At 37.3% G+C, this 26,435-nt stretch carries 23 protein-coding genes and 1 tRNA gene; 15 read left to right on the top strand and 9 right to left on the bottom strand.

Annotated elements, in window-relative coordinates:
• Positions 1-5: 5 nt before the first annotated feature.
• The 12 genes from B9T35_RS00570 to B9T35_RS00515 are packed head-to-tail and all read left to right on the top strand — an operon-like array spanning position 6 to position 11,654.
• Positions 6-1,589: an HAL/PAL/TAL family ammonia-lyase gene (locus tag B9T35_RS00570; protein WP_086189523.1), complete on the top strand. Its 1,584-nt coding sequence runs from the start codon at positions 6-8 to the stop codon at positions 1,587-1,589.
• On the top strand, positions 1,579-1,998 hold the full coding sequence (locus tag B9T35_RS00565; protein ID WP_086189194.1) for an acyl-CoA thioesterase: 420 nt from the start codon (positions 1,579-1,581) through the stop codon (positions 1,996-1,998). The genes B9T35_RS00570 and B9T35_RS00565 overlap by 11 nt, the downstream gene beginning before the upstream one ends.
• A gap of 10 nt (positions 1,999-2,008) precedes the next feature.
• Entirely contained in the window at positions 2,009-2,698 is a 690-nt protein-coding gene (locus tag B9T35_RS00560) for a LolA family protein (RefSeq protein ID WP_086189193.1), read from the top strand.
• Positions 2,673-5,012 (top strand): MMPL family transporter, encoded by a 2,340-nt coding sequence (locus B9T35_RS00555; protein ID WP_086189192.1) that lies wholly within the window; start codon positions 2,673-2,675, stop codon positions 5,010-5,012. The genes B9T35_RS00560 and B9T35_RS00555 overlap by 26 nt, the downstream gene beginning before the upstream one ends.
• A 14-nt stretch (positions 5,013-5,026) precedes the next feature.
• Positions 5,027-6,325, top strand: a complete 1,299-nt coding sequence (locus B9T35_RS00550) for an NAD(P)/FAD-dependent oxidoreductase (protein ID WP_086189191.1) — start codon at positions 5,027-5,029, stop codon at positions 6,323-6,325.
• Positions 6,325-6,885, top strand: a complete 561-nt coding sequence (locus B9T35_RS00545) for a DUF3261 domain-containing protein (protein ID WP_086189190.1) — start codon at positions 6,325-6,327, stop codon at positions 6,883-6,885. Before B9T35_RS00550 ends, B9T35_RS00545 begins: the two co-directional genes overlap by 1 nt.
• Positions 6,886-6,897: 12 nt before the next feature.
• Positions 6,898-8,106, top strand: coding sequence for a beta-ketoacyl-[acyl-carrier-protein] synthase family protein (locus tag B9T35_RS00540; RefSeq protein WP_086189522.1), 1,209 nt, complete (start codon positions 6,898-6,900; stop codon positions 8,104-8,106).
• On the top strand, positions 8,103-8,531 hold the full coding sequence (locus tag B9T35_RS00535; RefSeq protein WP_416202410.1) for a 3-hydroxylacyl-ACP dehydratase: 429 nt from the start codon (positions 8,103-8,105) through the stop codon (positions 8,529-8,531). Before B9T35_RS00540 ends, B9T35_RS00535 begins: the two co-directional genes overlap by 4 nt.
• A gap of 28 nt (positions 8,532-8,559) precedes the next feature.
• Positions 8,560-9,285, top strand: a complete 726-nt coding sequence (locus B9T35_RS00530; RefSeq protein ID WP_086189189.1) for a 3-ketoacyl-ACP reductase FabG2 — start codon at positions 8,560-8,562, stop codon at positions 9,283-9,285.
• Positions 9,285-10,505 carry a beta-ketoacyl-ACP synthase gene (locus tag B9T35_RS00525; protein WP_086189188.1) on the top strand — a complete coding sequence of 407 codons (1,221 nt, stop codon included), beginning with the start codon at positions 9,285-9,287 and terminating at the stop codon, positions 10,503-10,505. The genes B9T35_RS00530 and B9T35_RS00525 overlap by 1 nt, the downstream gene beginning before the upstream one ends.
• A gap of 20 nt (positions 10,506-10,525) precedes the next feature.
• Positions 10,526-10,960 carry an excinuclease gene (locus tag B9T35_RS00520; RefSeq protein WP_086189187.1) on the top strand — a complete coding sequence of 145 codons (435 nt, stop codon included), beginning with the start codon at positions 10,526-10,528 and terminating at the stop codon, positions 10,958-10,960.
• A gap of 25 nt (positions 10,961-10,985) precedes the next feature.
• Positions 10,986-11,654 (top strand): 4'-phosphopantetheinyl transferase family protein, encoded by a 669-nt coding sequence (locus B9T35_RS00515; RefSeq protein WP_086189186.1) that lies wholly within the window; start codon positions 10,986-10,988, stop codon positions 11,652-11,654.
• A gap of 57 nt (positions 11,655-11,711) precedes the next feature.
• Here the strand turns inward: B9T35_RS00515 and secF are convergent, their stop codons facing one another.
• The 9 genes from secF to queA all read right to left on the bottom strand — a co-directional run bounded on the left by secF (position 11,712) and on the right by queA (position 21,804).
• Positions 11,712-12,692, bottom strand: a complete 981-nt coding sequence (secF, locus tag B9T35_RS00510) for a protein translocase subunit SecF (protein ID WP_171264187.1) — start codon at positions 12,690-12,692, stop codon at positions 11,712-11,714.
• 8 nt (positions 12,693-12,700) lie between these two features.
• Entirely contained in the window at positions 12,701-14,602 is a 1,902-nt protein-coding gene (gene secD, locus B9T35_RS00505) for a protein translocase subunit SecD (RefSeq protein WP_086189184.1), read from the bottom strand.
• Between the two features lie 53 nt (positions 14,603-14,655).
• Positions 14,656-14,985, bottom strand: a complete 330-nt coding sequence (yajC, locus tag B9T35_RS00500) for a preprotein translocase subunit YajC (RefSeq protein WP_086189183.1) — start codon at positions 14,983-14,985, stop codon at positions 14,656-14,658.
• A gap of 123 nt (positions 14,986-15,108) precedes the next feature.
• Positions 15,109-16,239: a tRNA guanosine(34) transglycosylase Tgt gene (tgt, locus tag B9T35_RS00495; protein ID WP_086189182.1), complete on the bottom strand. Its 1,131-nt coding sequence runs from the start codon at positions 16,237-16,239 to the stop codon at positions 15,109-15,111.
• Between the two features lie 246 nt (positions 16,240-16,485).
• Positions 16,486-17,307 (bottom strand): DUF4303 domain-containing protein, encoded by an 822-nt coding sequence (locus B9T35_RS00490; RefSeq protein WP_086189181.1) that lies wholly within the window; start codon positions 17,305-17,307, stop codon positions 16,486-16,488.
• Between the two features lie 272 nt (positions 17,308-17,579).
• The gene (locus tag B9T35_RS00485) at positions 17,580-18,146 is read right to left on the bottom strand and encodes a LemA family protein (RefSeq protein WP_086189180.1); all 567 of its coding nucleotides are present in this window, start codon (positions 18,144-18,146) and stop codon (positions 17,580-17,582) included.
• 30 nt (positions 18,147-18,176) lie between these two features.
• Positions 18,177-19,202 (bottom strand): hypothetical protein, encoded by a 1,026-nt coding sequence (locus B9T35_RS00480; protein ID WP_086189179.1) that lies wholly within the window; start codon positions 19,200-19,202, stop codon positions 18,177-18,179.
• A 382-nt stretch (positions 19,203-19,584) separates the two neighbouring features.
• A complete protein-coding gene (locus B9T35_RS00470; RefSeq protein WP_086189177.1) occupies positions 19,585-20,601 on the bottom strand; it encodes a UbiA prenyltransferase family protein in 1,017 nt (338 codons plus the stop codon).
• A 165-nt stretch (positions 20,602-20,766) separates the two neighbouring features.
• Positions 20,767-21,804, bottom strand: coding sequence for a tRNA preQ1(34) S-adenosylmethionine ribosyltransferase-isomerase QueA (queA, locus tag B9T35_RS00465; RefSeq protein ID WP_086189176.1), 1,038 nt, complete (start codon positions 21,802-21,804; stop codon positions 20,767-20,769).
• 178 nt (positions 21,805-21,982) lie between these two features.
• Between queA and B9T35_RS00460 the strand changes: the two genes are divergently transcribed.
• The 3 genes from B9T35_RS00460 to glnE all read left to right on the top strand — a co-directional run bounded on the left by B9T35_RS00460 (position 21,983) and on the right by glnE (position 26,430).
• A tRNA-Leu gene (locus tag B9T35_RS00460) sits at positions 21,983-22,069 on the top strand.
• 256 nt (positions 22,070-22,325) lie between these two features.
• The gene (locus B9T35_RS00455) at positions 22,326-23,591 is read left to right on the top strand and encodes a sensor histidine kinase (RefSeq protein ID WP_086189175.1); all 1,266 of its coding nucleotides are present in this window, start codon (positions 22,326-22,328) and stop codon (positions 23,589-23,591) included.
• Between the two features lie 88 nt (positions 23,592-23,679).
• Positions 23,680-26,430, top strand: a complete 2,751-nt coding sequence (gene glnE, locus B9T35_RS00450; protein ID WP_086189174.1) for a bifunctional [glutamate--ammonia ligase]-adenylyl-L-tyrosine phosphorylase/[glutamate--ammonia-ligase] adenylyltransferase — start codon at positions 23,680-23,682, stop codon at positions 26,428-26,430.
• The last annotated feature ends 5 nt before the right edge of the window (positions 26,431-26,435 follow it).

Raw genomic sequence — 26,435 nt, 5'->3', positions numbered from 1 at the left:
ATAATATGTGCATTCTCGTGGTTGGGGAACAGCCTTTAAGCATTGAAGATATTATCGATGTCGCAAAAAATAATGTAAAAGTGGCTTTACCTGAATCTACTGAATGGAAGGCATTAATTCAGCGAGGGGCTGATTTTTTAGATCAGTTACTTGAAGACGAAGGTGTCATTTATGGAGTAACCACAGGCTATGGCGATTCATGCTTAGTTGAAGTTCCTCCGCATCAAGTTCATGAGCTTCCTTTACATCTTACTCGTTTTCATGGCTGTGGTTTAGGACAAAATTTAGATTTAGTCACTGCACGAGCAGTCGTCATCACCCGATTATGTTCATTGGCTCGTGGTTATTCAGGAGTTTCATTGACCTTACTTGAGCGTTTGGTTTGGATGCTGAACGAAAACATTATTCCTGTGATTCCATCTGAAGGTTCAGTCGGTGCAAGCGGTGATTTAACTCCATTGTCGTATATTGCAGGGGCATTGGTTGGAGAACGTAATGTGTACTGGAATGATGAAAGCAAAATTATTCCAATTTCTACAATTTACGAAAAGCAAAATATACAAGCACTGGTACTCAGACCGAAAGAAGGTTTAGCATTGATGAATGGTACTGCTGTCATGACTGCAATTGCTTGTTTAAATTATAAAAAAGCAGAGCAAATTTCGTTAACCAGTACCTTAGTCACTGCCATGAATATTTTGGCTTTGGAAGGTAATCCAAGCCATTTTGATGAAGTATTATTTGCTCAAAAACCTCATGTGGGACAGCAAAAGATTGCATTGCAACTTCGACAATGGTTAAACAGTGAAGTACAAACAGCACATCAAAGCCCACGCTTACAAGATCGTTATTCTTTACGCTGTGCGCCGCATGTGATTGGTGTATTTGAAGATTCTAAAGTTTGGTTGCGTCAATTTATCGAGAATGAATTAAATTCCAGTAATGATAATCCACTGATAGATCCAGTGAATTTGCGTGTATTACACGGTGGTCATTTCTATGGTGGACATATTGCGCAAGCGATGGATAGCTTAAAAATTATGATTGCGAATATTGCTGATTTGATGGATCGTCAATTGGCGCAGTTGGTCGATCATAAAATGAATCATGGACTACCACAAAACTTGACTGGGGCAAGTCATGAGCGCTTGCCTTTAAATCATGGGTTTAAAGCGGTACAAATTGGTGTATCCGCATGGACAGCTGAAGCTTTAAAGCAAACGATAGCCGCTTCTATTTTCTCGCGGTCTACTGAATGCCATAATCAAGACAAGGTAAGCATGGGAACGATTGCTGCACGTGATGCAAGTCGTGTGATTATTTTGACTGAACAAGTGATAGCAGCATTATGTTGTGCATGTGTGCAAGCGATTCAACTTAAAGGTTTATCCCAAAATTTAAGCCAAGTTTTAACACAATTCCAAAACTGGGTGCTTGAAAGCTTCACTTTTGTAGAGGAAGATCGTCCTTTACAACAAGATTTACAAAACTTGGTCGATCGTTTCGAACAATTATCATTATTACAGAGCGCTATATTACAAAGCCCTCATCTTGATTCTGTAAAAATGGAGAATGAACATGCATGCTGATGTCATTATTGATATTCCATTTCATGACGTTGATACCATGAATGTGGTTTGGCATGGACATTATTTAAAATATTTTGAAATTGCTCGCTGTCAATTGTTAGATCAATTTGGCTATAACTATGTGCAAATGAAAGATTCAGGTTATGCATGGCCTGTGATTGAAAGCTATGTACGTTATGTACAAGGCATCGAGTTTCAACAAAAAATACGGGTTCGTGCCATTCTAAAAGAGTGGGAAAACCGTTTAAAAATTGAATATTTAATTTTCGATGCTACATCAGGTAAGCGTTTAACCAAAGGATATACTTCTCAAGTTGCAGTGCATATTGAAAGTCGTGAAATGTGTTTTCAGTCGCCTCAGATTTTACTGAATCAACTGAATGCTTGGTCAGATTTTAAGGCTGAATAAGAGTATAAAAATGCAAAAAAATGATAGCCTCTATGCTAATTTTGAAGTGAATTATCACCATCTCAAAAAGCAACGCCATATTGCTGTTCTTTTAATTTTGGTGTTTTTCTTAAGCTTTTGCTTTTCTAATCAAGCTTATGCTCAAAATATTCAAGTTGAACAGATATTTAAACAATTATCTGTCACGCCTACAGTACGTGCTCAATTTCAACAACAAAAGAAACTTGCGTCTTTGAATAAAACCTTTGTTTCAAAGGGAACAGTTTTATTTTCTAAACAACAGGGTGTGGTATGGCAGATTCAATCTCCAGTGCAAGCCAGTTTAATTGTGACACCACAAAAGTTAGTTCAAAAAACACAACGGACTTTGAGCCAAATTGAGATTGATAAATCTCCGTATGGTTCTGTTGCAACAATGTTTTTACAACTGATGTCTGGTAATGAAGCGGCATTGGCTAAGAATTTTAATATTGTTTCTGCGCAATATAGTCCAACGCAGTGGAATGTTTCTTTAACACCGAAAAGTAATTTATTTAAAAAATTGTTTGTACAAGTTGATGCTCAAGGACAGAAATTTGTAGATCGGATTATTATCACTGAAAAAGCCAACAATTCGACGACGATTCTTTTTAGCCAACACAGTACACAACCTCAAACTTTAACGGCTGCAGAATATGCACTTTTCCAATTGGCAAAATAAATTCTCTGCAATTTGGTTAATTTTTTTATTGGCTATTGGTTTAAGTTTGGCATGGTCTTGGGCAAAAAAAGACATTCATATACAGACCAATATTTTTGCCTTACTGCCTAAAGAAAATCAAGACCCTGCATTGGAGCAGGCACAGCAATACATCAATCAGCAGCTGAATAATAAAGTCTTCGTGGTCATTGATGCACCGAATGAGCAAACCTTAGCAAAAGCGACAGCTTTATTGCAGACACAGATCAAAAATAGTGACTTGTGGCAACCTCTCAAGCCACAATTAGATACGGAAAAATTTGCTCAAACATTGTATCAGCATCGAGCAGGTTTACTGACGAAAGAAGATCACCAATTACTGTCTAAACAGGAATATACAGGGTTAACTGAGCAGAGTTTATTGCAGATTATGAGCCCAGGTATGCCCATTACTGCGGAGTTATTAAAGCAAGATCCACTGTTATTATTTCCTCGTTTTGCTATGGGTTTATCTAGTCAACAAAACAATCCATCCATTGAGATGGAACAAGGTTTTGCAACTATTCATGATGAACATGCGATTTCTAGAATGTTTATATTAGAGCTTACTCAAAGCCCTTATAATATTAATTATCAGAAAGATACGACAGAATGGATGGAGCAAACTACACAGCAACTCAAGCAAATGGGCGTAAAACCGCATTGGACAGGAACTTTATTATTTTCAAGTTTTGGGACGAACTCTGCTGAAAAAGAAATTTCAACCATTGGTTTAGGTTCAAGCCTTGGTGTGTTGTTCTTGGTTTGGTTTGGTTTTCGCTCTTTGCGTCCGATGCTGACAGAATTTATTGCAGTCAGTAGTGGAACCTTAGTGGCTTTTGTTGTGACGCATTGGATGTTTTCTGAAATTCATCTAATGACTTTGGTTTTTGGTGCAAGTTTAGTCGGTGTATGTGTTGATTTTTCTTTCTATTTTATGGCATTACAATCTCAACACCGTAAATTAGATGGTTTTACGATTTTAAAGCCCATATTACCCAGTTTATTTATGGGTCTCATGACAACATTGGTGGCTTATGTTTTTTTAAGTTTTACGCCTTTTCCCGGGTTTAGGCAGATTGCTGTATTTTCAATTGTTGGTTTAACAACAGCATGGATCACCAGTATTTTATTATTGCCACGTTTAAAAGCATTAAATGCTGAACCTGCAATTCAAACTTTAAAATTTATAGGCAATATTCGCAGTTACGTTTTAGCACAAGATAAACTACGTTACTCAATGATTGTTTTAATCTTTATTGGCAGTGTCGCGAGTTTACTTTTTATTGATCCTAATGATGATATTCGTAATTTACAAAGTATGGATCAAACTTTAAAACAAGAAGATCAATACGTCCGCCAGCGCTTTGGGCAACAACAAGGCAGTGATTATTTCGTCATTCAAGCTAAAAGTAGTGTTGAACTTGAACACTTGGAACAACAGTTGATTCAGAAATTAAGCCAATTAAAAGAAACAGGTTCGATTGATGGTTTTCAGGCCATTGGTCAATCCATTCCTTCTTTACAACAGCAAAAGCAGAATATTGAGCTGTTACAACACATTCCAAGTGTTGATTTAAAAACCTACGCTCAGGCGATGCAATTGAATATTCAGGATATTTTGGCTTGGCAGAAACAACTTTCAAATCAACCATTACTCAGTTTAGATATGTTTCAACAACATCCATTGGCATTTTTACAACCTAGTCCGACTGAGCGTTTGGTGTTATTACAAGGCATTAAAAATGAGCAAGTAGTCAAACAAATGCAGTCTGAACAAATTAAGTTACTGCAACCTGTAAAAAACTTATCGGACTTATTCCAACAGCATCGAATTCAGGCGCAATATCTGCTTGTCTATGCATTGATTGCTTTGGCTGTAGGTTTAGGATTAATTTATGGGTTGAAATCTATTTTACCTTTAATTGTTCCTGTGAGTTTGGCATTGCTCAGTACCTTTGCTGTACAAGCATGGTTCGGGGTAGAAATTAATCTATTCAGCATTATGGGGACATTCCTGATTATTGGAATTGGCGTAGACTATGCCATTTTTTATCGGCATGGACATGATCATCCACAAGTGGTGGGTATGGCTTTATTCTTATGTATGATGTCGACACTGTTTGGGTTTGGCTTATTATCGTTTAGCCACACTTATGCCATTCATTGTTTTGGTTTAACTGTTTTGCTTGGTGTGATTTTTTCATTCATCTATGCAACCGTGTTCACTCAAGCAGATCGGCAACATCGTGTTATTTTACAAAATGAAAATTTAAATAATCAGCCAAAGAGCTGAAATTTGGGGTGAAAATGAGTTCATTACAACAAACCGATGTGTTAATTATTGGTGCTGGACCATCTGGAAGTTCAGCAGCAGCCTTGTTAAGACAAAAGGGCTATCAGGTAACAATCATTGAAAAACAGTATTTTCCACGTTTTTCAATTGGTGAATCTTTATTACCCCAATCGATGGTTTTTTTAGAAGAAGCGGGATTACTCGATACCGTTCGTGATCATGTGGATGAATATGCATTTCAATTTAAGAATGGTGCTGCCTTTTTAAGAGGGCAACAGCGTAGTTTTTATGACTTTACAGAAAAGTTTACAGATGGACCTGGAACAACGTGGCAAGTTCGTCGAGCTCATTTTGACCATTTGTTGGCGATTGAGGCTGAAAAAAAGGGTGCTGATTTACGCTTTGGGCATGAAGTGATTGCGGTGGATGTGGAATCAGAACAACCAATTCTAACGGTTAAAGATGAGCAGGGACAACAATACCAAATTCAGGCTAAATTTCTACTTGATGCAAGTGGTTTTGGGCGAATACTGCCTAAGTTTTTAGACTTGGAAAGCCCATCCAATTTTCCTGTGCGCCGTGCTATTTTCACTCATATTGAAGATGGTATTTTAGATGACCCTGAATTTGATCGTGAAAAAATTCTAATTACCGTACATGAGAAAGATCATCGTGCTTGGTATTGGCTCATTCCTTTTGCAGATGGTCGTTGTTCATTTGGTGTTGTGGCAGAGCAAGATTTCTTTGATCATTATCAATTTGATGATTCTAGTCCAGAAACATTACAAGCAACATTTGAAAAGATTCTAGCAGATGAACCCAGTTTGTCGCATGTACTCCGAAATATGAAGTTTGATACGCCTGTACGCACCTTGGTTGGGTATTCTGCCAATGTTAAATCTCTTGCAGATCGTAATTATGCTTTATTGGGGAATGCAGGTGAGTTTTTAGATCCTGTATTTTCATCGGGAGTTACAATTGCTTTAAAATCATCAAGTCTCGTTGTGCCTTTGGTAGACAAAGTATTGCAAGGTCAATCCGTCAATTGGATGGATGAGTATGAAAAACCATTGCGTAAAGGCATCCAAGTGTTTCGAGCTTATGTAGAATCTTGGTATGAAGGCGAGTTTCAAGATGTGGTTTTTTCTCAGCATCAAAATGATAAAATCCGCAGAATGATTGCTTCATTATTAGCGGGTTATGCATGGGATCAAACCAATCCTATTCATAAAAATGCCAAACAGCGTTTAAGTACTTTGGCTGAATATTGCAGAGAAGAACTCCCTCAAGAAAAAGCAATTGAGGCTGAGTGATGCAAGTGAATTGGGTTAAAGTTTTTAGCAGTATGTTACTGAGTGGTGTGATTGGATTGAATCTCAGCGCTTGTCAATCCTTCATACCGAAGGCACAAGGTTTGGCTTCACAGCAATGGCAGGCTCAGTTTTACCAAAGGCAGGATCAGGTTGATGTTTTGTGGAAAAAGCATAGTTTTAGTTTTTTACTTTATCAGCAACAGCAAGGTAAAGAATTACAGCTTTTAGCTTTAACTCTGACAGGGCAACAGTTGTTTGAAATCAAATTTGATGGGCAAAATGTCAAAGTTGAACAGCGTATTGAACAAATGAAGTTATTACCTTTTGATTTTGTGGTGCGTGATATTTTATTTGCAACTTATCCAAATTTTATTGATTTAAAACATAAGGATGTTACTTCTCTAAAAGACCAGACTACTGATAATCAGCAAATTTTAATTCAGCAGCAGAAAGTATTGAACATTCGATATCTTGCTGATCGTATAGAGTTAGATAATCTGCAAGTTCCTTATCAAATGGTCTTTAGCCAAGTTGCTAATACTTTAGAAAGTAATGATTAAGGTCAAATCATGATGACAAAATTGGATGAAGCAATTGATAGATTAAATCCTGCTGTAGGCATTCAATGTTCAGTTGGATTATCAGCCTTAGGAAAAACGACTGTAGAATTGCGACAATCTCTCAGTCAACCCGAGAATACGCTGACGTTAAAAAGTGATTTTATCCCAGAACAAAAACAATGGGTTGGATTATATAATCAGGCTTTAATAGAAGATATTCCAGCACATTTGAAGGCATTTGATTCTCGTAATTTACGTTTTGCGATTACAGCATTACAGATGATCGAACAAGATATTCAGACTTATATTGCAAAATTTGATAAAAAGCGATTAGCCATTGTTTTGGGGACATCGACATCAGGCATTGCGGACAATGAACCTTTACTCAAAGCCTATTTTAAAGGTGATACATCAATTGAAATAGATCAAAAAAAACAAGAAATGGGCAGCTTGGCGAAAGCAGTACAACAATATTTAGCTTGGGAAGGATTGGCTTATACCATTTCTACAGCATGCTCATCGAGTGCCAAAGCATTTGCAGCAGGACAGCGTTTGCTTAATGCAGATCTTGCTGATGTTGTTTTAGTCGGTGGTGTTGATACATTGTGTAAGCTGACTTTAAATGGTTTTAATAGCTTAGAAAGCCTATCTCATACTATTTGTCAGCCTTGTGGTCAGCATCGAGATGGTATCAATATCGGTGAAGCAGCCAGTCTTTTTTTATTGTCGAAAGAGATTGCTCCAGTCATGCTTTTGTCCGCAGGTGAATCTATGGATGCATGGCATATTTCCGCGCCACATCCTGAAGGTCTTGGCGCTGCGCAAGCTATGCAATCTGCATTGGATAGGGCAGATTTAGAGGCTCAAGAGATCGGCTATTTAAATCTGCATGGTACAGCAACACCACAAAATGATGCGATGGAAATTAAAGCTGTACGTCATGTTTTTAAAGAGCATCTTGTTCCATTAAGCAGTACCAAACATAAAACAGGTCATTGCTTAGGTGCTGCAGGTGCAATAGAAGCTTTTATTTGTACACAGGTTTTACATGATCAAGCATGGTTGCCTTTACATCATCAAGGGCATATTGATGCAGCATTAGATGATCAAAATTATGTGGAAGATGCTGTATTAAAACAACCTGTAAAATATGTGATGTCAAATTCGTTTGCATTTGGTGGGAGTAATATTAGTTTGATTTTTGGAACACATCTTAAATGACACAAGCAATCCAAATGAATGCACTTGATTTTATTCCACATGAAAAACCGATGGTTTTCATTGACCATATTTTAGAAATAGGGGATAACTTTGCTGTTGCTGAGTTATTGATTCATTCAGATTTAATGTTTTGTGATTCTCAAGGTTTACCCACATGGGCAAGTATTGAGCTTATGGCACAAACCATCAGTGCGTATGCGGGGCTACAAGGCAAAAAGAATAAACAGCCACCTAAAATAGGATTTTTATTGGGGACACGTAAATTACATTTGCCCTTTGAATATTTTGAGTTAGGTAAAACACTTCGTATAAAAGCAGAACAACAATATTTACATGAAGGTTTGGGGCAATTTGCCTGTGAAATTCAATATGAAAATCATACCATTTCAGCCATGTTGAATGTGTACGAACCAACCGAACAATAAGATCAGTTTAGACATTAGGGTAAATCGTGTGACGAGAAGAATATTAGTAACAGGTTCAAGCCGAGGAATTGGTAAAGCCATTGCTTTACATTTAGCACAGGCAGGTTTTGATGTGACGGTACATGCACGTTCAAGAGAACAAGAAGCTGCTCAGGTTGTAGAGCAAATTCAGGCTTTAGGACGGAATAGTCATTTTATTTTATTTGATGTTACGGATAGAGCTAAAACTCAGCAATTATTGGAAAGTGATATTGCAGTGCATGGCGCATTTTATGGCGTGGTTTTAAATGCAGGGCTAACTCATGATGCTGCATTTCCTGCTTTAACAGACAATGATTGGGATGAAGTGATAAGCACATCTTTAGATGGTTTTTATAATGTTTTAAAACCGTTGGTCATGCCGATGATTCGTCTTAAACAAGGGGGGCGTATTGTCACACTCTCTTCTGTTTCAGGCATTATGGGCAATCGTGGGCAAGTGAATTATAGTGCTGCAAAAGCAGGCTTAATTGGAGCAAGCAAAGCACTGGCTCTAGAGTTGGCTAAACGTAAAATTACAGTCAATTGTGTTGCACCTGGGTTGATTGAAACTGAAATGGTGTCGGAAGAAGTGCAAGAACATGCACTTAAAATGATTCCACTACAACGTATGGGGCAAGTCGATGAAGTTGCCAGTGTAGTGAAATTTTTATGTGGTGATGAGGCAAGCTATATTACCCGTCAAGTCATTTCTGTGAATGGGGGTTTGATTTAATGAAACGCGTTGTAGTCACAGGAATGGCGGGAATAACTTCTTTAGGTGAAACAGCCGATGCTATCTTTGAACAGTTTTCGCAAGGAAAAAGTGGCATTCGTTATATGTCGAATTGGGAAGTTTACAATGATTTGCGTTGTAAAATTGCAGGACCAGTCGAGCATTTTGATATTCCAAAGCACTTTAGTCGTAAAGTGACCCGAGGTATGGGGCGTGTTGCGCTGATGTCCGTCATTAGTGCAGAAAAAGCATTGGACGATGCAGGGCTATTAAATGATCCCATTTTACAAAGTGGTGAGGTTGGTGTTGCATTTGGTTCTTCAGCGGGTAGTGTTGATGCAGTAGCAGAATTTGGAAGCATGCTCTTAGATCATAATATGGGTAAGATGAATGCGACCACTTATATTCGAATGATGTCGCATACCAGTGCAGTAAACATGACTGTATATTTTGGTCTGAAAGGTCAAACTTTGCCAACATCGAGTGCATGTACTTCAGGTTCTATGGCCATAGGGCAAGCATTTGAAGCGATAAAGTATGGTAAACAAACCATTATGCTAGCAGGTGGTGCAGAAGAGCTCAGTGCAGCAGGTACGGCTGTTTTTGACGTATTACTTGCAACAAGTGGAATGAATGAGCAACCTGAGAAAACGCCACGTCCCTTTGATGCTGATCGGGATGGTTTAGTTGTTGGTGAAGGTGCAGGTTGCTTAATATTAGAAGAATATGAACATGCCAAAGCACGTGGTGCTAAAATTTATGCAGAAGTTCTAGGCTATGGTACCAATACAGATGGTCAGCACGTCACACGTCCAGACTCAGAAATGATGGGGCGCTGTATGCAATTGGCACTTAAAGATGCAAATATTGCTGCGGAACAAATTGATTATGTGAATGCACATGGTACATCAACCGATCAAGGTGATATTGCTGAAAGCCAAGCCACAGCACGAATTTTAGGTAAAAAACCGATCAGCTCTTTAAAAAGTTATTTTGGGCATACTTTAGGTGCTTGTGGAGCAATAGAGGCTTGGCTCAGTATTGAAATGATGCATCGAAATTGTTTTATTCCAACACTAAATTTAGATAAAATTGATCCACAATGTGGTGATTTAGATTATATTGTTGGGCAAGAAAGAACGATAAATGCTCAAATATTGATGACCAATAATTTTGCATTCGGTGGTATTAATACCTCCATTATTTTTAAACGAATCTAATAAGAGTAGAGAGCATAAAAATGTTGATTAAAAAACTATGTATCACAGCAATATTGTGTTTTGGTGGGGTAGTATCAGCTCAAGCGGCAGATCAAATACATAATTTTAATTTTAATGAAGCTGTTGATCGTGCTGTTGCAGATGGTTTTTTAGATGGTTCAGTGAAGTTTTATCTTGATGGAACAAAATCTGGTGGTCAAGTTGTGCAAAAAGGCTTAGTGACCAATAAAAAAACCAATGGTTTCGCTAAAAAAGCAGAAACTGCATGTGACCACGTACTTCGTTCAGCACTCATTCAATTTCAAAATACAGCAAAAGCAAAAGGTGCAAATGCTGTTACCAATATCGTCAGTTTCTATAAATCGAATGAAAGTAAAAATTCAACAACGTATGAGTGTGCTAAAGGTACAGCTGTTGCTGCTGTTGCATTAAAAGGTGATATTGTAAAATTCTAAATTTTGAGTGAGATAAATTGGGCCAATGAAACACAGAACGATTCAAATACATGTTCAGCCATTGGCTCAGTTTGTTGTTTTAGATAAAAATAATTTTCAAGATTTGCCCACTTTTAATGCGTATAAAAAAAATAAAATTTATCAACAACGTAATCAGTTTATCTCCAAGTGCCTAAATAAAATTATTTTAAATGATGATTTTGTTAAAACTGAATTCGGTAAGCCTTATTTACTTCCACATCATCTCCAATCGCATCCTCATTTTTCATTCAATCATTCCCACAGTCAAAATTACTATGCTTTAGCAACCAGTAATTCTGTTAGGAATATTGGTGTGGATATTGAAGACCTAGATCGCAAAGTTCGTTTTGAAGCATTGGCAAAACATGCGTTTCATCCCAATGAATATCAGACTTGGGAATCGTTAGAGTTTGATCCAATCTATTGGTTTAAAGTCTGGACGACAAAAGAAGCGGTACTGAAGGCATCTGGTTTAGGTATACGAATGAGTTTGAATGAGTTGGATACGCAAGCACATGCAACTGATCATGGTGGCATTTGCCAGCATCCGCTCATTGGTGTATTTGCTTATCAAAATTACCAGTTAAGTCACAGTATGCTGGCGGTGGCGTGGCAATCAGAATATTCATGTAAAGGTTTTGCTTTTCCTCAGATTGAAATTATTCAGCATTAATAAACCACAAAATAAAAAAGCTCATCCGAAGATGAGCTTTTTATATAGAAATTTTTCTTAATGTGGAATATGTTCTTCTTCGTCTTCAAACTCTGGCTTAACTTGAACAATAAAGTCATTACGGTTCAGACCACGCCATAATGCGAATGCAGTACCAATGTAGATGGATGAGTATGTACCCACAAATACACCGACAAACATTGCGACAGAGAACCAATGCAAGCCATCTCCACCTAAAACCATCATTGCTACGACTACGAGCAATAAGGTCATTGATGTATGGATGGTACGCTTTAAGGTTTCAGTTAAGGCAATATTCACAATCTCTAATGGCTCTGCACCACGAATTTTACGGAAGTTTTCACGGATACGATCCGAAACAACAATATTATCGTTTAGTGAGAAGCCAATAAGCGCAAGGATGGCAGCAAGGACAGTTAAGTCAAATGGCCATTGCATCATTGCAAAAATACCGATGGTCACGATTACGTCATGTAAGAGTGAAAGTACGGCACCAATTGCCAGTTTAAATTCAAAGCGAATGGTGACATAAACAAGCATTAACAGCATTGCAAGTGCGACAGCACCAGCAGAGCGGATATACAGTTCATTACCCACTTGACCACCAACAACATCGACTTTGTGTACATTCGCTTGATTGTTTGGAAGTTGCACAGCTTTGGTAATGGTATTGCTTAAGTCATCAACTTTAACATCATCCTGCACAGGCATACGAACCAAAAGGTCACGATTAGTACCAATGGTTTGTACAACAGGGTCACGGAAGCCCGCTTTAATCAGTGCTTCAGAAACATCAGTGGCTTTTACGGGTTGGCTATAATTAAGCTCCGCAGAAATACCACCTGTAAAGTCTAAACCTAGATTTAGACCTTTGGTTGTAATAAAGAAAATACTTGCAATAGTCAAAATGATGGACATGATTGCCGCTGGTTTGGCAATCTTCATGAAATTAATCATGCGTTCATCATCTGGACGACTATATTTCTTGTCTTTGTGTTGAGTCACTTCAGTCATCATAGATCTCCTTAAATGCTCAACTTCTTCAAATTACGTTTTTTACCGTAAATAATTTGGACGATGCCGCGTGTTACAGTAATTGCCGTAAACATTGAGCAAACAATACCAATCATTAGCGTGACGGCAAAACCTTTGATTGGACCAGTACCAATCGCAAATAAGATGAAGGCAACTAAGAATGTGGTTAAATTCGAGTCAAAAATGGTGTTATAAGCTCGATCATAACCCGCGATAATGGCTTGTTTGGGCGAAGCCCCCCAACGCATTTCTTCTCGTATTCGCTCACAGATCAGTACGTTGGCATCTACTGCCATACCAATGGTGATAACAATACCTGCAATACCCGGTAAGCTGAGTGAAGCACCAATCCATGACATAACAGTGAGGATCATCGCAAGGTTAATCACCAATGCAAAGTCTGCAATTAAACCGAATAGACGGAAGAATACAACCATCCAAAGCGCTACAAGTGCAAAACCAACAATGGTCGAAGTAACACCTTTCTCAATGTTTTCTTGACCAAGGCTTGGACCGACAACGCGTTCTTCAACGAAGTACATGGGTGCAGCAAGCGCACCTGCACGTAACATCAGTGCAAGCTCAGCAGCTTCTTGTGGAGAATCTAAACCTGTAATACGGAATTGTGATCCGAGTACTGCTTGAATGGTTGCAGCATTAATCACAACCGATTCTGAGTATGGGGTACGAACTTCAGTTTGAACACCCGTCACAGGGTCGGTTACTGTACTAATCTTTTGTTTATTTTCAATAAACAATACTGCCATACGTTTACCTACAGCAGTACGAGTCGCATCTGCCATAAGTTTACCGCCAGCCGTGTCCAAAGTAATATTGACTTCAGCACCACCAGAGTCTTGGCTAAAGCCACTCGAAGCGTTTTGAACACGCTCACCTGTTAAAATACGGTTACGGTTCAATAATAATTCTTTACCGCTGTCTAAAGACTCATACGCAAAAACTTCTGTGCCCGGAGGTGTCGGTTGTCCATTATATTTACCTGTGTAGCGGTCAATATATTGGTCGTTTAAATCAGACACTAAACGGAATTCTAAGTTTGCAGTACGACCCAATACACGTTTTGCTTCAGCAGTATCTTGCACACCTGGAAGTTCAACCACAATTCGGTTGCTACCTTGAGTTTGTACAAGTGCTTCAGCCACACCTAACTCATTAATACGATTACGTAAAGTGGTTAAGTTTTGGTTTAAAGCATAAGACTGAATTTCTTGTTTGGTTACATCGTTATACGTTAACTTAAGCGTAGAACCAGAATCAGTTGCAAGCGCTTGTTGCGTATATTTATTACCATCACGACGTAAAAAATCCATTGCAGCAGCACGGTCATCATTATTTGCAAATTGAATCGAAATTGCGTTGTTACTCAATGACAAACTATTGAATTTAATTTTGTTGTCACGGAATTCACGACGTAAATCCGTTGCAGATGTTTCCATACGCTGGGCAATGGCTTTGTCCATATCAACTTCAAGTAAGAAGTGAACACCACCACGTAAGTCCAAACCAAGTTTCATTGGTTTAGCACCAATTTTTTGTAACCACTCAGGTGTGGTTGGCGCAAGGTTTAATGCAACCGTATAATTATCACCTAGGCCTTGGCTGAGTGCATCTTTAGCTTTTAACTGTGCTTCAGAACCACTTAAACGAAGGAGTGCGGCATTATTGGTGAAAGTATTATCATGACTGGTAATATTTTCGCTTTTTAATATTTGCTCTGCTTTTTGTATAACTGTCTGATCAATTACAGTACCAGCCTTGGCACCCGAAATTTGAACAGCAGGTTCATCAGGATACAAACTTGGCAGTGCGTATAATGTACTGATCACAAGCACAACAAGGATCAGTATATATTTCCATGCAGGGTAACGCATTTGCTGTCTTCTTAAAATGAAAAAGTCGTGCAGGTAGCACGACTATTTTATGATTAAAGGTTATTGAGTGTGCCTTCAGGTAATACTGAAATGACACTTGCACGTTGAATTTTAACTTCGTTACCACGGCTGAGTTCAACAACGGCAAAGTCACCTTCAATTTTGGTGATACGTCCCATTAAACCACCAGCAAAGACAACTTCACTTCCTACGCCTAGACTTTCGACCAAAGAGCGGTGTTCTTTCGCACGTTTTGCTTGAGGGCGCCAAATGAGAAAGTAAAAGATCGCAACAAAAACAGCAATCATTAAGATGTTTGCTATCATGCTTGGGCCTTGTGCAGCCGCTGGAGCAGCGTGAGCAGAAGAAATAAAGAAGCTCATTTTAGTTTCCTAAAGTTAAATAACTGGTGTCAAAAATATGATGTTTAAATCGACTTGTTCTGCAATTTACCTTGTCTTTGGATTCAGCGCAAATACTGTTGTGCGAATCTTGAGAATAGAAGGCTAGTCTTCAGGGCAAGGTGGAACTTCTAAGCCACGACGTTGATAGAAATCTTTGATATAGGCATCAAAAGTATCATTATCAAGTGCATCACGAATATCTTGTGTAAAACGTTGGTAATAACGTAAGTTATGAATGGTTCCGAGCATCGAACCGAGCATTTCACCACATTTTTCTAAATGGAAGAGATAAGCACGGCTGAAGTTACTACATGTATAGCAGTCACAATGTGGATCAAGTGGACGTTGGTCATGACGATATTGCGCATTACGAATACGCACTAAACCATCAGTCACAAAATAATGACCATTACGTGCATTACGTGTTGGCATTACACAGTCGAACATATCGACACCACGACGAATTGCTTCAACGATATCTTCTGGTTTACCTACACCCATCAAATAACGTGGTTTATCCGCAGGCATTTTAACTGGAAGATAATCAAGTACTTTGATCATTTCATCTTTTGGCTCGCCAACAGATAAACCACCAATTGCAAAACCATCAAAATCAATTTCTTTTAAGCCATTTAAGGATTCTTCACGAAGGTCTTCATACATACCGCCTTGAATAATACCGAAGAGGGCATTCTTATTTTTTAACACATCATGATGTTGTGTTTTACAACGCTTTGCCCAACGTAGGGAAAGTTGAAGCGATTTTTGAGCTTCTTCATGCGTTGCAGGATAAGGCGTACATTCATCAAAAATCATTACGATGTCTGAATTCAACGTATGCTGAATATCCATTGAAATTTCAGGCGATAAGAAAACTTTTGAGCCATCAATTGGAGAACGAAAAGTTACACCATCTTCTTTAATTTTACGCATCGCACCCAAGCTAAACACTTGGAAACCGCCTGAATCTGTCAGAATCGGTTTATTCCATTTCATGAAACCATGTAAACCACCATGCTCACGAATCACATCTAAGCCCGGGCGAAGATATAAATGGAAGGTATTACCTAAAATAATTTGTGCTTTGATATCTTCAATATCACGCGGGAGCATACCTTTAACCGTGCCGTAAGTCCCCACTGGCATGAACACAGGCGTTTCAATTACGCCGTGTTCCAAGGTTAAACGGCCACGACGAGCACGACCCGACTGACCTAAATTTTCAAACTTCATAGAATACCCGAATCTGGCGAAAAAACAGTTCGCTGATTGATTGTTGCAAAAGGGGACTATTTTCCTAGATTCTGAGGTTGGAAGCTACAAAATTTACAATATTCTTATAAGTATATGATTCTTTGCTAATGATATTTTATTGGCGGATATCCAATGAAATTAAAGTGGGTTCATTGGTTTTGTAAACGGTAAGGTGTTTTTATCACAAATAGATGAAGCTTCTGCACTTCATCTAGATCTCAATTTTTATACTTTATAAAATTGTTTAATACGGTCTAAAATTTCTTCTTTATCCAATGCAAATTGATCACCATCAATGGCTGAAATATGGCTAATCAAATTTTGAATATATGGGTTTACTTCTAAAAAATAAGATTCTAAGGAAAGTAAGTAGGCTTGATGCGCAATAAAAAGAGGATCATACGGTTCAATATTTTCTACAATTTGTGCTAAATCAATTAAAACATCTTTATCTAATTGACTGAGTTTTTCCACAGATGGCTTAGTTTTAATGTTAACCGTTTTGACATTGGCAATAAATTCATAGAGTAAAGATGAAGACGGATTGAGTTCAATCGCAGACTGAATCGCAACCTCATGCTTATTGTGCATACTGATAAAAAATAAAACTTGTTCTGGTTTGAGGCGATAGATGGTCGTCAAAAACTCTTTTGCTTGACGCATTCCTTCAATATAAATTTTGAGGCTATTGTGTTCTGTCATGCCAGAAGAACTATTGATATAGGCTTTAGAAAGAATCGACTCTTGAAAATATTCTTGCATGCTATTTTTTAAAAGATTCAAACCATCGTTGATGTTGTTACTGCGATATTTCCATTTTTTAATATCCCATTTATCATCTTCAGCTAAGTATTGTTTTGCATCTTCAATGTCATTGAATAAACTTTTTTCAGTCGAAATTGTTACATAATCAACGGCATAAAACTCATCCAAGACCAAAGTAAAGGCATAGATCTGATCTTTTTTAAAACGGTAATAGAGCGCTTGAAACTCATCAATTAATACCGTTTTTAAAAAAGGAATTTGGCTTGGTTCTAAGTCAAACATGCGACGACTCACTTTTCTATTCTTTTAATGTTTCGTTGTACCTTAACTTTTTTGTTAAGATTATTTTAAATATAAGTGCTTTAAATCTTAAGTAAAAACCTATATGGCAATATTATTAAGTTTTTATTTCATTATTCTTAATAATCGCGCTTTCTTACAAAATTATAGGAATACCTAAATAAATGGTATTCCTTTGAAAATTAAGTACTATACTCGTATAAATTATACTCAAAATAATAAGATTTTAAAGTGTTATTTTTGTCACGTTTTAATTAAAAATTCGGTCGGTAGTCAAAATTTTGTGCCACAACAGCATCTGAAAAAGGAAGGATCGGTTTTTTCGCCAAAGTAATGGTATTGATCATATTGTTTGGGAAGACTTCAATTGTATTGTTAAAGGCTTCTACATTGCGATTAAAAATGGTAATTGCTGCACCAACATTTTCATTTTGTTCTTGAATATCATCCATCATTTTTGCATACAAGGTATTGGCTTTAAGTTCTGGGTAGTTTTCAACCACAACATTGAGGCTACGCATAAGATCTTGGTTCAACTTCTCAATCAATTGAAGTTGCGAAACATCGGTACTGGTGGTGTTCAAATTTAAAATTTGCTGACGTAATTCAGTGACTTTTTCTAAAGTTGATTTTTCAAATTGAGTGTATTGGCTCAGTGTTGTTTCAAGCGTTTCTAAGGTTTTAACTTTTTGGCGTTCAAAGTTAGCAACTTCTGCCCATGCACGTTTAGTGGCGTTGAAATAACGGACAATGTTGTTGCGAATTGAAATTGCCCAAACAATCGCAACAATGAAAATTGCAATAAAAATCAATAAACCCATGTGTATTATTCCTTCGTTGTTATGATGTGGTTATGAAATTAAGTTTAGCATGCTCTGTTTAAATTTTTCATATTCAGGCATGGTTAAAGTACGTAAATGACCTCTCAACAATGAGATATCATGAATGTCCTGTTTTTTTCGAGAGACTCTAAATAAGTTTTGATCACCCAAATAGCAGAGCATATTTTCTTGAAAATGATAGACCACATCGCCTGAATAATTTTGAAAAAAATCACTCAATTTGAGCGTCATACTTGGGCTAATGCTTCGTGCAAGTTGCTGTTGATCATAGCCAAAAATATGTAAATTTTGATTGACTAAAATATCACTGGTTGACCAAGTTTGTGTATAGGGTTCAATAAAATCATTACGTTTATTGGTTGCCGCAAAGCCCAAAGCAGGCATTTGAAAGACAAAGGCTCCCCATAAATCTTTCTCAATTTCTTTAATTTTCTGTTTTTGACTGTCGATGCCATAAAGGGCGAATTCATCCACATAGTGATATTGAAATAACATGACTTGATGTTCAATTTCTCCATCGTGCCATGTGGTGGATGCAAATTGAGTGAGTTCGTTTGAAACATTACCTTGATAAAAGAAAGGAAAAGTTTGTTTGAGCTTACTCATAACCAATAATGTGCTACTTGTGCTTGAGATATGCTTTGGTGTTTGATTAAAGTGTAAATCGTATCGAAGGAACATGATGCGTTCTTCAAGAAACGAGATAATTTCATCAATCGGCTCATTACTTTCATAAATTAAATAGGCGACAAAGCAACATAATAAGCCCGCAGTGAAGCTTAAAGGGTATGGAAGGTAGTGATGAGTAATCCAACCTGAAAGACAAATCACAATTCCAATAATAAACAGCAAGCGTGGAATAATGTTGTGAAAATATAAATCTTTGTTTTCACGCCATGGATGCAAACCATCTAAAATATCTTGAGCTGACTGTGCTTGTTGACCTATTTTCCAAAGACGAGTGATATTCGCCATCACATGTTGATTTCTTTTGGTTCTGATATGCAGTAATCGTTCAACAGTTTCTATAGGCATGGACGCAAAATATATCATTAAAAGGGTTTAAATGAGGGGTATGGGTATTTTGTTGATTCGACTTCTTGCATCAAGCCTTTCTTACGAAACCGTATTTGTCATCCTTTGATCAGAAAAATAAAGAAGTTTGAGTATTGATGCAAAATGTCTATTTATTATGCTGTAAATGAATGAACTTAAAAAGTAAATTTATTCCCGCTTCATTCAATATATTGAATAAAGTCTTCGCTTGCGAAACAGTGTGCTCATCCTCAGAGAAGAAAACTGAGGTTATGAATATTTCTGTAAAATATGTCTTAAAGTGTATTGATCAAAGATTTCTGAATAAAAAAATTAGACAATCTAAAATGCAAAAAAAATCAAAGCATAGAAAAACTTCAGTTTATTTATTGATCGAGCTGTAATGTGGTTGAATTTCTCTTAAAAGTTCAAGGAGAGAATCTCTGAGTTGCTCATAATTTGGCATACACAGATTTTCTAAGTTGGCTGCTAAATCTTGTACAGTTTGAATAGATTCAACATCCGAATACTGTTTGAGAATATCTGTTTTAAATAACCAACACATTGATGGACTTTGAGGGTGAACATAGACATCTCCTTTGAAATTTCCGAGTACACGCTCAAGTGTAAGAATGTGCTGAGGCGTGAAAAACTTGGCCAATTGCATTTCATTGACACCACTCAGTTGATATTGCTCATCAAAACGAATATCTCCACTCGACCATTTTACGCCTAAACGACATGCTCTTTTTTGTTTGGTTGCAATACTGATTCCCGAAATTGGAAAATTTTCGAGCATAATTCCCCATAAATCATAATGGCGATATTCAGTTTTCTTTTTGCCTTCAGAATCTTCAGTTTCTTCTTCATCAACATAGTGATAATTAAACAGCATGTAGGGGTAAATCTGTTGATCTATTTGCCATTGCCCATAGACTTCATTACGAATGATATTTTCATGATTTCCTAAACTAAAAAGAGGAAAATGATAAGGCGATTGAATAGTGTGGTTAAAGTTTTCTGCATTGAATTGAATTTGATACTTTTGTTCTAAGACTTTTTGCTGTGTGTATTGAATCAAGTCATTTAAAGGACGTTTAGAGGTACGTTTATAAAAAGCAAAGGCAATACTTAAAACAGCAATAACAAAAAAGTAGGGATGAACTGCAAACATTAAAATAAGACATAAAATGCCAAAAACAAGAAATAGCCAAAACGTATAATTCTGTATAGATAGGCTTGGATCATCTTTCCATTGTTTAAGCGTTTCAATAAATTGCGGATAATCAGACTGAGTTGCTAGAAGTTGATTAATCGCACCAATATTATTTAATGTTTTTTGATTGTTGATATGCTGATTTAGAAAAGTATTTTTAATTTGATCAACTGAATTATTCATTGTTACTGTTTGAATTTAATTTGTATTGAATGAACTAAGATAAGAAAGATCGCAGTTCAGTTGCAAGTTTTAGTTGTTCTATTTTACAAATAAGATATTTTAATCTAATTAGTAAATGCAAGGTATTGCTGATAGATCAATACCTTGCAAAGAAATTCAAGGCTTTTAATTGATAACTTTATCTACCAACATCGCATCACCATAACTAAAGAAGCGATACTTGCTTTCAACAGCGTGTTGATAAGCTTTGAGAATATTTTCTTGGTTTGATAATGCTGAAACTAGCATTAATAAGGTAGATTCAGGTAAGTGGAAGTTGGTAATCAAGCGATCAACCACAGAGAACTGATAGCCAGGATAAATAAAGATTTGTGTATCGCCTGTCCAAGCTGCAATTTTTCCACTGCATGCTTGAGCTGCACTTTCTAATGCTCGAGTTGCTGTGGTACCGACAGCAATGACTTTATTACCACGTGCTTGTGTTTCTTGAATGAGTTTGGCAGTCGCTTCTGGAACATCACACCATTCGCTATGCATAATATGGTTTGCAATATCTAAAGTACGAACAGGTAAGAATGTACCTGCACCAACATGTAAAGTCACAAAGGCTTTATTGATCCCTTTTTGCTCAAGTTTATTTAGTAATTCTTCATCAAAATGTAAACTTGCTGTTGGCGCGGCAACGCTGGCAATTTTTGTTGGATCATTAAATACGGTTTGATAACGAACAGTATCAATATCTTCCGCCTCACGATTAAAATAAGGTGGAATCGGAAGCTGACCATAGGTGTCTAACACTTGCAAAATCGGTTGTGAAAACTCAACAATATATAGGTTTTCATGACGACCTGTTACCGTCACTTTAACGCCATCTTCACCAATAAACAGTTCAGCTCCAGCTTTAGGCGAGTTACTGGCTTTAATATGGCAATGTGCAATGGTTTGATCAAAGATACGTTCAACCAATACTTCAACAGCACCGCCAGTAGCTCGCTTACCTTTTAAACGAGCTTTCATGACTTTAGTGTCATTCAGTACCATTAAATCACCATCTTCAAACAAATCGAGAATATCGGTGAAGTGAAGATCTGAATGCTCACCCTTTGCATTTAAATGTAAAAGGCGAGAAGCACTACGAGTATCTAGTGGGTAGCGAGCAATAAGTTCATCTGGAAGGTCAAAGCTGAAGTCGGAAAGTTGCATGATCAAATACGATAACGGAAATAAGGAAAACTATGTGGAGTATAGTCTTTTTTCGATTTGATCGCTGAGATTGGTGCTTTATAAAGCAAAAAAACACTTTATGGTTTAAAAATAAACAATTATAAAAACTTGTCGTTGACAAGAAAATCAAACACGTTATTATACGCACACAACCTTTCCCGAGGTGGTGAAATTGGTAGACGCGGTGGATTCAAAATCCACTATCAGAGATGATGTGTCGGTTCGAGTCCGACCCTCGGGACCAAATTCAGAATCGTGAGATTCTAAAAACCCCAAGCTTGCACTAAAAGCTTGGGGTTTTTTATTGTTTAATACTTTGTTAAATAAAAAATTAGAATGTGATTTTAATTATTTAAATGAATAAAATCGTGATGTAAGTTGATTTTTAGTGAATGGGTATTCATTTTTAAATATTATTGTTATATTGCTTTATGTGGTTTTTTGTAAATTTATTTAGGGCGACTGAATAACTTCAATTGCATTGATATGGAGAGGCAGACATGAGATTAGAACTCTTGGAAATTGGTCAAGCAGACCAACTGAGCGCTTGTCGATTATCTCTATTACTCGGTGTCTTTACCACAGACAATAAAGTTGAAGGCTTTTTAAAATTTGCTCGTGGAATTTTAAACTCTGAGCGTGCAATTTTAGCATTTCATGATGAGCCTTATATTTGGTATTCCTCTTCAACGGGGTTTAAAGCCTTTCAAGCAAAGCGAAGAGCCAAACTTTCATCTTATTTTTCAAGTGATGCTGTTTTAAATGCAGATCATCCTAATTATGCTGAATTTTCAAAACATATTAAAAGCTTAGGTGTTGGACATTCACGATTAGTCGCATTTGATTTAAAAATTAATCAACATAATTCAATTGGTCAGGTGATTTTATTTGATGATCAGCTTGATGCGTTTAAACATGAGAATTTAGAACTCGTACAAGAGTTTGCGATGAGCCTAATTAATATTATTGAGTTACGCTCAGAATATGATGAATTAAAAGAACTATATGAACAGCAATCGGCTTTGAATTTTAGTAAAACAAAATTTTTCCAAATTATTGCACATGATTTAAGAGCGCCATTTCATGGGCTGCTTGGGTTTTCTGAGGTGCTTGCAGAAGAGCGGAGTACGCTTGATGAATCAAGTATTCAAAATATCGCAGATTATCTGCATGACACAGCACAATCGACATATAACTTATTAGAAAACTTATTAAATTGGGCAATGGCGGAAGGTGGACGTTTTGTTTATCACCCGATTAATTTTAAACTTAAGCAAGCAACCAAAATTGTTTTTGATGTGTTGAATTCATTGGCAATTAAGAAAAATATTGAGCTGACTGAAGATGTATCTGAAAATTTAAGAGTCTATGCAGACATCAATATGGTGACTTCTGTTATTCAAAACTTGGTATCCAATGCACTAAAATTTACCCATGTTGATGGAAGCGGCAAAGTTTCAATTCGTGCAATCCAAACTGAACAGGGTATTGAAATTTATATTCGTGATACAGGTTTGGGGATGACGGAAAGTCAGATTGAAACGATATTTGAACCGAGTATTCAGGTGAGTTTAAAAGGGACATCTGGGGAAAAAGGAACAGGTTTAGGTTTGGTGCTATGCAAACGTTTTGTTGATTTAAATCAGGGAGAGATTTCTGTGACGTCTAAAGAAGGCGACGGAACAACATTTAAAGTGATTTTACCTGTAGCAGTAGATTCACATGTGGCTTTAGTGAAAAAAGAGCCGACTTCCGCCAATCCTTAAAAAAATTAAATAATCTTTAAAATCCTCACAAAAATGAATCTGCTCCTGTTATAAATAAAAGCATAATTTAGACGTACAGGTTTTTCCGATGAACGCTGAGCAATTGCAAAAAACACTACGTGCAAGTCAGTATGCAGAACAAGTATTAAGTTTACATCAAGCAGTTTTACAACAAGATTATGCTATTGATGAATTTAGTTGTTCGCTCTCAACGGAAAAAATTCAGCAGTTGATCCAAAATACTTTGGCATTAATCACAGATGAAAACACATGGATGCGTGCAATACGTATTTTACGTGCGCGATTGATGTTTCGTTGGATTTGGCAAGATGCCAATCAACTCACTGATGTAGTGACGCTGACTCGAGAATTATCAGATTTTGCGGATGGCAGTATCAATGCAGCGAAAGATTTTGCTCTAATTCCATTGCTTGCGAAGCATGGTGAACCGATTAGTTATGCAGGAAAATTGCAAGATTTAATTGTGATTGCCATGGGGAAACTGGGTGCGCAAGAGCTTAATTTATCTAGTGATATTGACCTGATTTTTGCCTTTGATGAACAGGGTGAAACTACAGGGCGGAAAAGTATTGATATACAGCAGTTCTGTATTTTATGGGGACAAAAGATTATCTATCTTTTGGAACATATCACAGCTGATGGCTTTGTATTTCGTGTAGATATGCGCTTACGCCCTTGGGGCGATGGTTCAGCTTTAGCCATTAGCCATGTCGCTTTGGAAAAGTATTTAAGTCAGCATGGACGTGAATGGGAGCGCTATGCATGGATTAAAGCACGTGTGGTTTCTGGTGGTAAACAAGGTGAAGAGTTACTGGAAATGACTCGACCTTTTGTATTTCGTAAATATGTAGATTACACCGCATTTGAAGCCATGCGTGAAATGAAAGCCATGATTGAACGCGAAGTGGCGCGTCGAAATATTGCGGATGATATTAAGCTCGGTGCGGGCGGTATTCGTGAAGTTGAGTTTATCGTACAAGTTTTTCAGCTGATTTATGGTGGAGCAAAACTAGAACTACAAGATCGTCAATGCTTAGTGAGTTTAAAACATCTAGGTGAAGTCGGTTTATTGGATGATGAAGCTGTTTTTGATTTAGAAGATGCGTATCTATTTTTACGTCGTGTAGAACATGCTATTCAAGCTTTAAATGATCAACAGACTCAATCTTTACCGACTGAGCCTGATTTACGTAGCCGTATTAATGAAACACTCGGTTTTGCTAGTTGGGAAGATTTTATTGATGTACTCAATCAAAAACGAGCGAAAGTCATCTATCAGTTTGAACATTTGATCAAAGAAAAAGGACATGATTCGCCCGCAGAAAGTTTTAGCCAATTGGAAAAGCAATTAGATGAAGTTTTGGATGATCATGCTAAAAATTTGATTCATGAGTTTTGGTTTGGTCATGCCATTAAAAAATTACCTGCTAAAGCTGTGCAACGTTTAAAAGAGTTTTGGCCTCATCTGATTGAAGTGATTTTGCAGTCTGATAAACCACAAATTGCATTATTGCGTTTAATGCCTTTAATCGAATCTGTGATGCGCCGTACAGTGTATTTGGTGATGTTGATTGAAAGTAAAGGTGCATTACAACGCTTAGTCAAAATGGCGACAGTCAGTCCATGGATTTGCGAGGAACTCAGTCATTATCCAGTGTTGTTGGATGAATTCTTGTCTATGGATTTTGAGTTGCCTAAACGTAAAGATTTAGAAGATTCACTACGTCAACAACTATTGCGCATTGAAATTGATCAAGTGGAAGATCAAATGCGAGTTCTACGCTTATTTAAAAAATCTAATGTTTTAACCGTGGCAGCCAGTGATGTTTTAGCGGAAAGCCCACTGATGAAAGTATCTGATGCATTAACGGATATTGCAGAAGTTTCAGTCATAGCAACTTTAAACCTTGCCTATCAAACTATTGCAAAAAAACATGGTTATCCAGTCGATGCCGAAGGTAAACGTTGTTCGTTGGAGCATATTGCTTTTGCTGTGGCAGGTTATGGGAAATTGGGTGGCATAGAACTGGGTTATGGTTCTGATTTAGACCTTGTATTTATCCATTATATGGATGAACAGACCGATACTGATGGCATAAAAGCCATCAGTGGTTTTGAGTTTGCCATGCGTGTTGCGCAGAAGTTTATGTCGTTAATGACCACACAAACTTTAGATGGTCGTGTCTATGAAATTGATACACGCTTACGTCCTTCAGGTGAAGCTGGACTTCTAGTGACCAGTCTAAAAGCCTTTGAACAATATCAACTGAAAAGTGCATGGGTTTGGGAGCATCAAGCTTTGGTTCGCGCTCGTTCTATTGCGGGTGAGCAATCTCTGCGAACCAAGTTTGAAGAATTACGTTGTCGAGTTTTAACTTTGCCACGAGATGAAGAAACGGTTCGCACAGAAGTATTGAAAATGCGTCAAAAAATGAAAGACCATCTTGGATCATCAAAAGAGCAAAAAAAAGGTGGAATTTTTCATTTAAAACAGGATGCAGGTGGTATCGTTGACATCGAATTTATGGCACAGTACATTGTACTCGCATGGAGTGGGACGAATAAAGATCTCGCCCATTTTTCCGATAATGTGCGTATTCTTGAAGATGCTGCTAAAGCAGGTTGCTTATCCAGCGAAGATGCCTCAGCACTGATTCAAGCTTATCTCAGTGAACGAGCCGAGAGCCACCGTCTAGCGCTTGCGAATCATAATATGCAAGTCAATGCTGCGGATTGGCACGATACCCGAGAGATCGTTTGCAAGTTATGGCAAAGACTAATTGATCCAACTGCGACTTCCGCATTGGAAAGTGAATAATTGTG

The organism is Acinetobacter sp. ANC 3832 (genome assembly GCF_002135415.1).
Lineage (GTDB): Bacteria > Pseudomonadota > Gammaproteobacteria > Pseudomonadales > Moraxellaceae > Acinetobacter.
The sequence above is the reverse complement of the archived record's forward strand: the minus strand, read 5'-3'. Positions and strand labels throughout refer to the sequence as shown.